The sequence below is a fragment of the Roseobacter sp. YIN89 genome, from assembly GCF_057219365.1.
In genome coordinates this window covers 869,333-881,861 of record NZ_JBXVVD010000002.1, presented here as the reverse complement: position 1 = coordinate 881,861, position 12,529 = coordinate 869,333, and the positions used below count along the sequence as shown (strand labels likewise).

Genomic DNA, 12,529 nt, shown 5'->3' with positions numbered 1-12,529 from the left:
TGTTGTGCGTTGTACCGTATGCCTATTGACGGGGCGGGTTTTTACGCGCATCACGCCCACGCGCGGAAAACCGGATGGCCGCTGTTGCAGGGGCAACCTTGCAAGAGAGGAAAGTCCGGACTCCAAAAAGTAACGGTGCCGGGTAACGCCCGGGCGGAGAGCGGCGGGGTAACTCGCCGGGAACCCGACGGAAAGCGCCACAGAAAACAAACCGCCACTGGCAGGGTCGGGCAACCGAAACCGGCGGGGGGCAAGGGTGAAAAGGTGGGGTAAGAGCCCACCGCGCCGCTGGCAACAGGGGCGGCAAGGCAAGCCCCACCGGGAGCAATGCCAAATAGGGATCGCGTGTCAGTCTGAAAGGGCTGGCGGGGTTGCTTTTGCCCCAGCAGATCCGGGTTGGCAGCTAGAGCACGTGCGGTAACGCGCGAGCAAGAGGAATGGTCATCGAACCGGGGCACCCCGGGGAACAGAATCCGGCTTACAGGTTTTCCGCGCGCCTGCCGATCTGATGGGTGCGTTTTGCGGTTGACTCAGCCCCCAGTATCGCTAGAAGCCGGGGTTCAGGATTCAAGGCGCTGCCCTGATGGGGCGTGGCGCAGCAGGAGATACACCATGGCCAAGCCAACCACGATCAAGATTCGTCTGAACTCCTCGGCGGGGACAGGCCATTTCTACGTCACCAAGAAAAACGCACGCACCATGACTGAAAAGATGGTCATCAAGAAATATGACCCGGTCGCGCGCAAGCACGTCGAATACAAGGAAGGCAAGATCAAGTAAGCTCTTGCACCTTTCGAGAAATGCCGGCCGCGCTCTCATGCGCGGCCTTTTTTTTGGCTAAGGAATGCGCAAACCCTTTGCAGGGCCTAAGTCAGTAACCAGTCTTTCCCCATGCTAAGCACAGATCGGCACTAGGTGGCTTCTTGCTACGCCGCTGGGCGTGCGAGCTTCTATTTTGACCGTTCTCGCGTTTGTAGTTTCTTGCTGCGACGCAGACGACATCGACGTGATACCGCCGTCTGCGGTCTGCAAGAACGAGGTGGCGGCCCCTTTCCCGATGAAGCCCGTCAGCCAGATCACCCCGTCTGAACCTTCCCGCCGGTTATCCTCGGTGGTTGGCAAAGGCGGTCCAGACCGCACGTTGAGCAGGCTCAGCGCTCCTTACAGGTCAAAAAAAATCGGCCCCAAAATTGGGGCCGACCTTAAAAACCTAATCCGGTATCAGAGTTATTCGCGGTTACCGAACAGTTGCAGCAACATCATGAACATGTTGATGAAGTTCAGGTAGAGGCTCAGCGCGCCCATGATCCCGGACTTTTGCAGCCATTCCTGATCGCCATGGTGAGCATGTGCCAGGTATGTGTTTTTGATGTTCTGCGTGTCGTAAGCTGTCAGACCCGCAAAAATCAGTACGCCGAGCGAGGAGATTGCGAACATGATCGCCGGCGAGCCGAGGAAGATGTTCACGATAGACGCAACGACCAGTCCGATCACACCCATGATCAAGAAGCTGCCCCAACCCGAAATGTCTTTCTTGGTTGTGTAGCCCCATAGGGACAGACCCGCGAAGGCAATCGAGGTAATCAAGAAGATCTGTGCGATTGACATGCCAGTGAAGGCGACAAAAATCCACGAGATCGAAAGCCCCATCACGGCCGCGAACGCGTAGAAGAAAAGCTGCGCTGCTGCAGCAGACATCCGATTGATGGTAGCGCCGAACAAAAAGACCATGCCCAGCGGCGCAAACATGACGATCCATCCCAGTATGTTGGGTTGCAATGTAGCAGGATCGCGGAACACGCTCATCAACGCAGGTGCTGTACCCACGGCCCAAGCGACTGCGAATGTAATCAACATGCCTACGGACATTGTCGCGTAGACTTTATTCATATGGGCGCGCAGACCCTCATCAATCTGGGCGGCGCGGGATCCGGCAGATGTCCGGATTGTATTCACGTCAGCCATTAAGCAAGACCTCCAAAAGATATAGGTGGGCGCGTCTTTGATAACGCGCTCTCGCTTACGAATATCGGGGTGCTTTGTGACTATTTCAAGGTTTTTCGCTCAGGAATAGAACGATTTGCGGGGAATTGGCCGACTATTTTCGCGCGTCCCCGCAAATCATGGAGCCTTGGTCATTTTTGCGTCCAGTTCGCGGGTACGTCCCAAACGGTCAGGTTTGCCTCACGGCGCGCTTCTTCAGCGGTGATGCCGATGTCTTCCAGTGCGTATGCGTCCAGTTTCGCGAGTTGCCGGCGCGACCGCCAGACTGCAAGGCGTGTGAACAAAGAAGCGCGCAAGGTTTTTGGCGCAAAGCTGCGGAAAGTGGCGCTGCGATCAATATAGGTCATGGGAGGTGTCCTTTCATCGATATGTGATGCATTTTCGGTTATTCATCAATTTACTTGATGTATATGGCATCTGGTGTATGATTAGTGAAACGAATGTTTGTGAACCTATTCATCAAGGATATTGATACATGAGAAATCTCGATGTCACGACGCTCCGATCATTTGTCGCTGTGGCGGATTCGGGTGGTGTAACGCGTGCGGCGGGGTTTCTGCACCTCACGCAATCGGCTGTCTCCATGCAGCTCAAACGATTGGAAGACTTGCTGGGCGTCGAATTGCTGGACCGGTCCGGTCGTACAATCGCACTGACCGCCTCGGGAGAGCAGCTATTGGTCTATGCACGTCGTATGGTGGCGCTGAATGACGAGGTGATCGGTCGGCTGACAGATCAGGCCTTTGAAGGCGAAATCGTGTTGGGCGTTCCGCATGACATCGTCTACCCGGCCATTCCGCAGGTGCTCAAACAGTTCAACTCGGCCTATCCTCGGGTCAAAGTGCAGTTGGTGTCATCGTATACACGCGCTTTGAAAGAACAATTTGGCAGAGGTGAGTGCGACCTGATCCTGACAACAGAAACAGAGCAGGGGCCAAACGCTGAAACACTGTGCCGCAAGCCCTTGGTGTGGATTGGTGCGCCCGGTGGCGTCGCGTGGCGGCAACATCCTCTGAAGCTTGCTTTTGGACGGTTGTGTACCTTTCGTCCACGTGTTGTCGAAGCTTTGGATGCGGCGGGAATTCCGTGGGACGTCATTGTAGAGACGGAGAGCGACCGGACAATCGAAGCAACCGTTAGCGCTGATCTGGCGGTACACACGATGATCGAAGGCACGGAGCCGCCACATCTGGAACGTATTGATCACGGAGGCGACTTGCCGGACTTGCCGATGCAACAGATCAACCTGTACGGTGCTGCTCCTGGCAAGGGCGAGGTCCACGAGACGCTGGCAACACTCTTGCGGCGCGCTTTTACAATGTCTGAGGGCGTTCGACTGAAAGCGGTTTAAGCCAGAAACGACCGCAGAATTGAGACGACAGCAATCAATAACTGCTGAGAAATTCGATTGTCTGCCGATTTTTGATCAAAAAATGAGTTTGTTTACGTTATCTTTCCGCTACGTCAACTTTGAGGGCATCTGCGTGAGGGTTCCCGTTATCCGAGAGACTGCGCTTCGATGTGATTCGATCTGCGCAACCCCTGATAGAAATGCTAGGGGATTGATTTATGTCGTATTTTAAAGATTTTTTGCTGTGAAGCATCTACCACGAGAAATTGTGTAACGCGTTGCAGTATTTAAAAAAACACGCAAGGGTTGATTTGAGTGCCTGTGAGCACACGTCAACGTGCAGTGATTGTAGTTGATCGAAACCGGTTTTTACGTATTGTGCGAAATGTAACGGTTTTGTGGCGCCGTACCGGGGAGGCACCGCACAACAGGAACCTTCAGACGCGCCCCATAGGGCACAGAGCAAGGAAACTTGATGGCACATTTAGTTGATGTTCATGTAGGAAAACGCATCCGACAGCGCCGGTGGCTTGTGGGGATGACACAGCAAAAACTGGCGGAAGCAGTCGGTATTAAATTCCAGCAAATTCAAAAGTATGAGACGGGCGCAAACAGAGTTAGCGCGTCTCGGCTTTGGGATATTGCTGATGCACTGGAAGTGGACGTGTCTTTCTTCTTCGAAGGATTGAAGAGCGGTGCGGAAAGTGATCAGGGCAAGAGCGATGCGATCCCTGCGGACATGATGGGCGACAAAGAGGCGATGGATCTGGTTCGGTCGTACTACGCGATCCCAGAAAACCAGCGGCGCCGCTTGTTTGAGCTGGCGCGCGTGCTCAGCGACGTCGCTTAACCAACTACCGCGCAACTTTCTGTGGCGCTGTCCCTTGCCGGGGGCGGCGCGACGTGCGACGTGATGTGCTATGACACGTCCCGATTTCAACTATAACGAAATTGATGCTGTGGCGCAGGCCATGGCAGATGCCGCGCGCGCAGCGATCTTGCCACACTTTCGTTCAAAGGCGCTGACAGCAGAAAACAAACTGGCCGACGGGTTTGATCCGGTCACAGAAGCGGATCGCGCAGCCGAGCGTGCAATGCGCGAAATCCTCCGGCTAAAGCGACCTCAGGATGCAATTCTGGGCGAAGAATACGGCGCCAAAAGCGGCACAAGCGGTCTGACGTGGGTACTGGACCCGATTGACGGCACGCGCGGGTTTGTCAGCGGCACGCCGACGTGGGGTGTCCTGATCGCTGTTTCCGACGCAACTGGGCCCAGGTATGGCCTGATTGACCAACCTTATGTTGGCGAACGCTTTATCGGCCTTGGTACAACCGGGCGCATGAACGGGCCGTTGGGCGAAGCACCGCTGCAAACCCTGGCACCCCGACCTTTATCGGAAGCCACGGTTTTTACGACTTTTCCCGAAGTGGGCACCTTGCAAGAGAGCAGGGCGTTTCATGAAGTTGCATCAGGAGCGCGTCTGACCCGTTATGGCATGGACTGCTACGCATACGCCTTGCTGGCTGCAGGACAAGTAGATTTGGTCATCGAGGCCGGGTTGCAAAGTTACGATATTCAAGCGCCTATCGCTGTCATCCAAGCGGCAGGCGGCATCGTGACGGATTGGAGCGGCAATCCTGCACATGAAGGTGGGCGGGCCATCGCTGCCGCCAATGCCGAAATCCATCGCGAAGCTTTGGCCATATTGAAAAGGTCCATGGCATGACATCGGTGCTGATCCGCAATGCCGACCACATTCTTAGTATGGACGACACCCGTCGGGAGTATGCAGCAGCTGATGTTCTTGTCACAGATGGACGCATTGATGCGGTTGGGCAGGCGATTGCCGCGCCGCAGGGTGCCGATGTTATCGACGCGCAGGGGTGCATCGTCACACCGGGCCTCGTAAACACGCATCACCATTTATACCAGACCTTGACCCGTGCAGTTCCAGGCGGGCAGGACGCCCTTTTGTTTGGCTGGTTGCAGACGCTCTACCCGATCTGGGCCCGGTTTGGCGCGGATCATATGCATGTGTCCGCTCAGATTGGACTTGCGGAACTTGCGCTGTCTGGCTGTAGCCTCACGAGCGATCACCTGTACCTGTTTCCAAACGATTCAAAATTGGATGACACCATCCATGCCGCAAGAGATGTGGGGCTGAGGTTTCATCCAACCCGGGGTGCGATGAGTATCGGGGTCTCGGATGGTGGCTTGCCGCCTGACAGTCTTGTCGAAGCCGAGGCGGACATCCTGAGCGACAGCATTCGTGTGATTGATGCATTCCACGATCCATCAGAAGCAGCAATGTGCCGGATCGGTGTGGCGCCGTGCTCGCCCTTTTCGGTCAGCCGTGAGTTGATGCGCGATGCGGCTCTGCTTGCGCGCGACAAAGGCGTAATGATGCACACGCATCTGGCTGAAAATGAAGAGGACATCGCATATTCACTAGAGAAATTCGGCTGTCGGCCTGGTCAATACGCTGAAGATCTGGGGTGGGTCGGGCCGGATGTGTGGCACGCGCATTGCGTTAAACTGGACGCCAGCGAGATCGATCTTTTTGCCCGCACAAAGACGGGCGTCGCGCATTGCCCTTGTTCCAATTGCCGACTTGGCAGTGGTATTGCGCCCGTGCGCGCTATGCGGGACGCAGGTGTTCCTGTGGGGCTCGGCGTTGACGGGTCTGCCAGTAACGACGCTGGCAACCTGGTGTTGGAGGCGCGGCAAGCGATGCTTTTGCAGAGGGTCGCACGTGGTGCCGACGCGATGAGCGCGCGTGAAGCTTTGGAAATCGCGACGCGTGGCGGCGCAGACGTCTTGGGTCGACCGGAGTGTGGTCGGATCATGCCGGGCGCGCGCGCAGATATCGCTATTTGGGATGTCTCTGGCATCGAAGCTGCTGGCAGCTGGGATCCCGCCGCGTTGCTGTTGGCTGGCCCCACGACTGTTCGCAATCTGATCGTGGAAGGTAGAGAGATTGTTCGTGACGGGCAGATTACGACATTTGATTTGCGGGCTGCGATCGGTCAGCAGAACAAAATGGCCAGAGCGTTGAGCGAAAATCTCTAAGCCGCAGGCTTAAGGTGACGCTGGCCGGCAACCCAGACATCTGCGATTGCGCGATCATCTCCCATCATGATGGTTGGAAAAATCGCCTCCCAACAATCGGAAGCCTCTGATTCACGCTGCGCAATCGCTGGTGTGGAGGCAAGATCGAGCACGGTGATATCCGCCTCAAATCCTGGTGCAAGAGTACCGATTTTTGTATCCAGATGCAGGCTGCGGGCAGAGCCAGCAGTGGCCAGCCACAGCAGCTGTGCCGGATGCAGTGCTGTGCCACGCAGTTGGGCAATCTCATAAGCGGCAGCCATGGTGCGCAGCATCGAAAAGGACGAGCCACCACCGGTGTCTGTTGCGAGACCAAGTGGGATGCCGCGTTTGGCCAGCCCTGCGACGTTCATCAGGCCGGATCCGATAAATGTGTTGGATGTAGGGCAATGGACCAGAGAGGCACCAGCCTCGGCTATCCTGTCGATCTCGCGCGGCTCAAGATGGATTGCATGGCCAAAAACCGCGCGCGATCCAAGCAGACCGTGCATTTCATAGGTGTCGAGGTAATCGCGCGCCTCGGGGTAGAGATTTCGCACCCAGTCGATTTCCGGCAATTGCTCGCTTAGATGCGTTTGCATCAAGCAGTCAGGAAAGCTTTGCCAAAGTGTACCCAACGCAGACAGTTGTTCGGCCGTTGACGTCGGCGAAAACCGTGGTGTTATCGCGTATTGAGCGCGGCCGCGTCCGTGCCACTGCTCAATCAACATTTTACTGTCATCGTAAGCGGTTTGTGCAGTGTCACGAAGCGCATCCGGTGCGTTGCGATCCATACAGGTTTTGCCGGCAACTGTCCGCATCCCGCGGGTCGCTGCGGCCTCAAAGAACGCAGTGACACTGTGAGGGTGGATGGTTGTGTATGAACAGACCGTCGTCGTGCCATACGACAGCACAAGATCGAGATACCGCGCGGCGATCGTTGCCGCGTAATCGGGATCCGCAAGCCGTATCTCTTCGGGGAAGGTGTAGGTGTTCAGCCAATCGATCAACTGTTTGCCCCAACTCGCAATCATTGCCGTTTGCGGATAATGGGCATGTGCATCTACGAACCCGGGCACGATCAGGTGCGCCCCGTAATCAACGCGACGCGCGTGGGGGTAATCTTTTGCCAATGCGTCTTGTTGGCCGACAGCCATGATCCGGTCGTCCTCAATGAGAACTGCACCAGTGGAATTGACCTTTGTGACGTCGCGCCACGGGTCAATCATAGGGTTGCCTGAGACTTCGAAAATTTGTCCGCAGAGGAGGGTTTGGTTGCTCATGTCAATTCTTTAGGCTGTTGCGGCGCGGGGGACAACGACGAAACCTGACGGGCCATTGTATCCGCTTTGGCACGCGCTTATGGTCCGGCGCATAACCAGTAGGAGCGCCCATGTCGGACGAGACGGAGAACGTCGCTGAGGCAGAAGCCACAGACGAAGCATACGTGCTGGACCCCAAATCCATAGCCGCAATTCTTTATGCCGTCGATATTGAGGATCCGGCCAAACTGACCGAGTTGATGGAGCCGCTGCACGCGGCCGATATCGCCGACCTTCTGGAACAGATCAATCCCTTTGATCGTGCGCGTCTTGTGCGGCTCTACGACCGCGAATTTGACGGTGAGATTCTGTCAGAGCTGGACGAGGGTATTCGCGAAGAAGTCATCGCCATCCTGACGCCACAAGTGTTAACGCAGGCCGTTCGCGACATGGATAGCGACGACGTCGTGGATCTGGTCGAAGATCTTGAGGACGAGCAGCAGGAAGCAATTCTCGAAGCACTGGAAGAGGTGGATCGGGCAGCTGTTGAACAGGCTTTGGGATATCCGGAGTATTCCGCCGGCCGGCTTATGCAACGTGAAGTGGTCATGGCCCCGGAGTATTGGACGGTTGGCGAGGCGATCGACCATCTGCGCGCAACGCCTGAAGCCGATCTGCCCGACCAATTCTACCATGTTGTGATTGTCGATCCGCGGCTGCACCCGGTGGGAAATGTGACTTTGGGCAAATTGATGCGCTCCAAGCGCGAAACCAAGCTGGTCGATTTGCAGGAAGAGACGTTTCAGGTCATCCCCGCAACGCAGGACGAGTCGGATGTGGCCTATGCGTTTAACCAGTACCACCTCATCTCGGCTCCTGTTGTTGATGATGAGGGCCGTTTGATCGGTGTCATTACCATCGACGACGCAATGGCCGTTCTTGATGAAGAACACGAAGAGGATATTCTGCGTCTCGCCGGGGTTGGCGAAGGATCGCTGTCCGACAAGGTGATCAATACGACGCGACAGCGCTTGCCATGGCTGGCAGTCAACCTGGTTACGGCCATTGCTGCATCGTTGGTCATCGCGCAGTTTGAAGCGGCGCTGTCGCAAATTGTCGCCTTGGCGGTGTTGATGCCGATTGTTGCCTCAATGGGAGGTAACGCCGGGACGCAATCTCTGACCGTGGCTGTGCGCGCAATTGCCACCAAGGACCTTACCGGCGCGAACGTCTGGCGGGTGATCCGGCGCGAAGTTCTCGTTGGTCTGGTAAACGGGTTGATATTTGCGGTTGTTATAGGCGTGGTTGGAGTAATCTGGTTTGGATCACCAGCGCTGGGGTATGTGATCGCCGCAGCGATGGTCATCAACCTTGTTATCGCTGGTCTGGCGGGAACGGTTATTCCGGTAATACTGGAGCGACTGGGTATCGACCCCGCGCTGGCGTCGGGAGCCTTCGTAACCACTGTGACCGATGTTGTCGGATTTTTTGCATTCCTTGGTCTTGCGGCTGTGGTCTTGCTGTGACCGCTCTCGCAGAGATAAAGGCCGAAGCACGCAAGCGTGCCTTTGAGGCCCGCAAGGCCGCGCATACGACGGACACCGGTGCGGCGGCAGCGGTTCTCTCTGGGTTTTTGGCAGGGTTTCGCGGTGTACCACTTGCGGGCTACATGCCTATTCGCACGGAAATAGATCCGCGCCCTGCCATGGCCGAGGCCGCAGCTCATGGGCTCGTGGGGGTTCCGGTAATTGAGGCCGAAGGCTTGCCGCTGACATTCGCACAATGGGAGCCCGACACAGAGTTGGTGCCTGGTCCCTTTGGTGCACAGGTACCTGCGGAACTGAACTTTATCGAGCCAGAAATCCTGATCGTACCGCTGGTCGCGTTTGATACGCGCGGCGGGCGTTTAGGGTATGGTGGCGGGTTTTACGACAGAACGTTGGAACAACTCCAGTCACGCCGGGCGACATTGGCGATCGGCTTCGCCTATGATGCCCAGCAGATGGACAGCTTGCCACTGGAGCCGACTGACCAACCGCTGGATCTGGTGATCACCGACACGCGTGTTGTCGATCTGAGATGATGCGAATAGCCATCGATTGTGCGACCGACACGCGCGTTCATTATTTGCCCTCGAAGGCGCTGAATTTCTCCTTCCAGTCAGGATGCCAGCGCGATAGTGCGGGTCGCCGCTCTGCTACGTCTTGTGCAGCCCAGATCACACGTTTGGCGTCGATCTCCTCCGTGACCATATTGTCGGGGCACAGGACGTAAAACACGCCGTCTGCAACGGCACCAAAGAGATATTCGACACATTCTTCACTGGTCCATGCGCCGTCCGGCTTTTCCGAAAAATGCGCTGCAATCATACCCGTGTAGGTAAATCCTGGGACAAATAGATGCGCGTCAATGGGTGCACCTGCTTCTCGCAACTCATGTGCCAGTTGCTCTGTCAGAACCTTCACGGCTGCTTTTGACGCATTGTATGCCGGATTTCCGGGGGGTGTCGTGATGCCTTGCTTGGATCCGGTATTGATCACACAGGCTGGTCGGTTTGCCTCAACCATTCTGGGAACAAAGGCCTGTACGCCGTTGACAACGCCAAAGAAATTCACATCAAAGGTCTTGCGCCAAGCCTCGGGCTCTGCCCATGCCGAAGACCCGATCCCGATCCCGGCGTTGTTCATCAGAACAGCAACCCCGCCCATTTCAAAGGCCTTATCCGCCAGCGCGTTCATTGCGGCGGGGTCAGAAACATCGGTGACCGCCGTGTCCACCTTTGCTGTCAGCGCCGCAATCTGCCCGGCGGCCTGCTCTAGTGCTGCCGCATCCCGGTCTGCCAAGAGGATGTCAAACCCGCGCTTGGCCAATAGTTCACCTGCTGCAAGACCGACGCCGCTTGCGCCGCCGGTGATTACGGCGACACCCTTTGCGCTTTCGATTTCGCTCCATCCCATGCTGCATTCCTTCCCGCTTGAGTTATCCCAGATTAGGGGTTCAAGCCGGTTTTGGCGATGGGCATGCGCAATGTTTATTTTGGCGTTGCCCTTGCCGTGCCAAGCTTGCGGCCCTACCCATCCCTTATGAGAATCTTGTTTCTTGGTGATGTAATGGGCCGGGCGGGACGCCGTGCCATTTGCGACAATCTCAACCGGCTGCGCGCTGAGTGGCGGCTGGATTTTGTAATTGTGAATGCGGAGAACGCGACATCTGGCATGGGGGTGTCAGGCGCTCACGCCAAAGCACTGCTTGATGCCGGCGCGGACTGTTTGACGCTGGGAGATCATGCGTTTGACCAGAAGGACATGTTGCAGTTCATCATAGAAGAACCGCGCATTTTGCGGCCGTTGAATTTCTCAAAAACCGCGCCGGGAAAAGGGGCGGCACTCTTTACCGCGAAGAATGGCCGCAAGGTCCTTGTGGCGCAGGTGTTGGGGCAAGTGTTTATGAAACGGCCCTTCGACGACCCGTTCTCTGCGCTTGAGCCGATATTGAAAACCTACCCGCTGGGCGGGCAGGCCGCGGCAATTCTGGTCGATGTTCACTGCGAGGCAACGTCAGAGAAGATGGCGATGGGTCACTTTTGCGATGGCAAGGCAAGCTTGGTGGTAGGAACCCATACACATGTGCCGACGGCGGATGCGATGATCCTGCCCGGTGGAACAGGATACCTGACCGATGCAGGAATGTGTGGCGACTACCACTCTGTCATCGGGATGGAAAAAACCGAACCTCTGCGACGTTTCATTACTGGCATGCCCAAGGAACGCTTTACACCGGCGACGGGCGACGCGACGCTGTCGGGTGTTTTCGTGGAAACGGACGACAGGACCGGACGGGCAAAGAACATAGCCATGGTGCGCGATGGAGGCCTACTGCAAGCGGCGGCCCCATGACATCATTGCCACGCCGCGAGGTTTTCTGGCTGACCGCGATTTTGGTTGTGATGGGCGCGGGCTGGGGCGTGACGCTTCCGCTGACTAAGATTGCCGTATCCACAGGGTACCAGCACTTCGGACTGATTTTCTGGCAGTTTGCCATAGGCGCTATGTTCATAGCCCCGATCTGCTGGATCCGGGGGCGGCGCTTGCCGCGCAGCGTGCCAAAGTGGTCGGTTTGCGCAATGGTTGCGGTGATCGGCACCATCGCACCGAACGGCGCCTCGTATCAGGCAGCGGTGCATTTACCATCCGGCGTTCTTTCGTTGCTTTTGTCTATGGTGCCGATGTGGGCCTTTCCGATCGCACTGGCGCTTGGGACGGATGCATTCTCCAAACGGCGTCTGGCTGGCCTTTTGCTGGGCTTATGCGGTGTATTCCTGATCCTTGCGCCGGGCGCGCAAGCGATGAACCTGCCGGTCTTCTGGCTTTTGGTGGGCTTGATCAGCGGCATTTGCTATGGGCTTGAGGGAAATCTTGTCGCTAAATTCGGAACCGCTGGAATGGACGCGTTCGAAGTGCTCTACGGTGCGTCGGCGATCGGTGCCGTCATGGTGCTCCCTGTTGCTCTTGTGACAAACCAGTGGCTTGCGCCGGTTGAAGCCACCACCCCTGAAGGTTTGGCGCATGTGGCCGGCTCTGTCATTCACGTCTTGGTCTATACGGCTTATGTCTGGATGGTCGGAAGGGCAGGGGCCGTATTTACCGTACAAGTCAGCTATCTGGTAACTGGGTTTGGTGTCCTGTGGGCTATGGTGCTTTTGGGCGAAGGCTACGCGCCCGGTATCTGGGCGGCGATGGCGCTGATGTTTGCAGGCATGTACCTCGTACAACCGCGTCCGAAAGCGGTGCTTGCCCCGGGATGACCAATCAGCGACACTTTTAC

At 56.6% G+C, this 12,529-nt stretch carries 13 protein-coding genes and 1 other RNA gene; 10 read left to right on the top strand and 4 right to left on the bottom strand.

Translation table 11 applies throughout. The features are described from left to right. The first annotated feature begins 62 nt into the window (after positions 1–62). Positions 63–497, top strand: an RNA gene (gene rnpB, locus AC2D8V_RS10475) — RNase P RNA component class A. A 115-nt stretch (positions 498–612) separates the two neighbouring features. Then, a complete protein-coding gene (gene rpmG / locus AC2D8V_RS10470) occupies positions 613–780 on the top strand; it encodes a 50S ribosomal protein L33 (RefSeq protein ID WP_007119221.1) in 168 nt (55 codons plus the stop codon). A 447-nt stretch (positions 781–1,227) separates the two neighbouring features. Here rpmG and AC2D8V_RS10465 read toward each other — a convergent pair whose 3' ends face one another. Together AC2D8V_RS10465 and AC2D8V_RS10460 are read right to left on the bottom strand one after the other, a co-directional pair. After that, positions 1,228–1,965, bottom strand: coding sequence for a Bax inhibitor-1/YccA family protein (locus AC2D8V_RS10465; protein WP_484733469.1), 738 nt, complete (start codon positions 1,963–1,965; stop codon positions 1,228–1,230). A gap of 170 nt (positions 1,966–2,135) precedes the next feature. Then, positions 2,136–2,351 carry a DUF1127 domain-containing protein gene (locus tag AC2D8V_RS10460; RefSeq protein ID WP_484733468.1) on the bottom strand — a complete coding sequence of 72 codons (216 nt, stop codon included), beginning with the start codon at positions 2,349–2,351 and terminating at the stop codon, positions 2,136–2,138. Positions 2,352–2,479: 128 nt separating this feature from the next. On the opposite strand from AC2D8V_RS10460, the gene AC2D8V_RS10455 reads away from it, so the two are divergent. The 4 genes from AC2D8V_RS10455 to AC2D8V_RS10440 all read left to right on the top strand — a co-directional run bounded on the left by AC2D8V_RS10455 (position 2,480) and on the right by AC2D8V_RS10440 (position 6,425). Then, positions 2,480–3,355 (top strand): LysR family transcriptional regulator, encoded by an 876-nt coding sequence (locus tag AC2D8V_RS10455; RefSeq protein ID WP_484733467.1) that lies wholly within the window; start codon positions 2,480–2,482, stop codon positions 3,353–3,355. A 475-nt stretch (positions 3,356–3,830) separates the two neighbouring features. Beyond that, positions 3,831–4,205 (top strand): helix-turn-helix domain-containing protein, encoded by a 375-nt coding sequence (locus tag AC2D8V_RS10450; RefSeq protein WP_484733466.1) that lies wholly within the window; start codon positions 3,831–3,833, stop codon positions 4,203–4,205. 70 nt (positions 4,206–4,275) lie between these two features. After that, the gene (locus tag AC2D8V_RS10445; RefSeq protein WP_484733465.1) at positions 4,276–5,082 is read left to right on the top strand and encodes an inositol monophosphatase family protein; all 807 of its coding nucleotides are present in this window, start codon (positions 4,276–4,278) and stop codon (positions 5,080–5,082) included. Then, positions 5,079–6,425, top strand: coding sequence for an 8-oxoguanine deaminase (locus AC2D8V_RS10440; protein WP_484733464.1), 1,347 nt, complete (start codon positions 5,079–5,081; stop codon positions 6,423–6,425). The genes AC2D8V_RS10445 and AC2D8V_RS10440 overlap by 4 nt, the downstream gene beginning before the upstream one ends. On the opposite strand, the gene guaD is transcribed toward AC2D8V_RS10440, so the two are convergent. Beyond that, positions 6,422–7,726, bottom strand: coding sequence for a guanine deaminase (gene guaD / locus AC2D8V_RS10435; RefSeq protein WP_484733463.1), 1,305 nt, complete (start codon positions 7,724–7,726; stop codon positions 6,422–6,424). The two genes, AC2D8V_RS10440 and guaD, sit on opposite strands and share 4 nt — an antisense overlap. 110 nt (positions 7,727–7,836) lie before the next feature. On the opposite strand from guaD, the gene mgtE reads away from it, so the two are divergent. Both mgtE and AC2D8V_RS10425 read left to right on the top strand, forming a co-directional pair. Beyond that, complete coding sequence (gene mgtE, locus AC2D8V_RS10430) at positions 7,837–9,231, top strand: magnesium transporter (RefSeq protein WP_484733462.1); 1,395 nt, start codon at positions 7,837–7,839, stop codon at positions 9,229–9,231. After that, positions 9,228–9,788, top strand: coding sequence for a 5-formyltetrahydrofolate cyclo-ligase (locus tag AC2D8V_RS10425; protein ID WP_484733461.1), 561 nt, complete (start codon positions 9,228–9,230; stop codon positions 9,786–9,788). Before mgtE ends, AC2D8V_RS10425 begins: the two co-directional genes overlap by 4 nt. A 40-nt stretch (positions 9,789–9,828) precedes the next feature. On the opposite strand, the gene AC2D8V_RS10420 is transcribed toward AC2D8V_RS10425, so the two are convergent. Then, entirely contained in the window at positions 9,829–10,662 is an 834-nt protein-coding gene (locus AC2D8V_RS10420) for an SDR family NAD(P)-dependent oxidoreductase (protein WP_484733460.1), read from the bottom strand. Positions 10,663–10,788: 126 nt separating this feature from the next. On the opposite strand from AC2D8V_RS10420, the gene AC2D8V_RS10415 reads away from it, so the two are divergent. Both AC2D8V_RS10415 and AC2D8V_RS10410 read left to right on the top strand, forming a co-directional pair. After that, positions 10,789–11,601 carry a TIGR00282 family metallophosphoesterase gene (locus AC2D8V_RS10415; RefSeq protein WP_484733459.1) on the top strand — a complete coding sequence of 271 codons (813 nt, stop codon included), beginning with the start codon at positions 10,789–10,791 and terminating at the stop codon, positions 11,599–11,601. Further along, on the top strand, positions 11,598–12,509 hold the full coding sequence (locus AC2D8V_RS10410) for a DMT family transporter (RefSeq protein WP_484733458.1): 912 nt from the start codon (positions 11,598–11,600) through the stop codon (positions 12,507–12,509). Before AC2D8V_RS10415 ends, AC2D8V_RS10410 begins: the two co-directional genes overlap by 4 nt. Positions 12,510–12,529 lie beyond the last annotated feature (20 nt).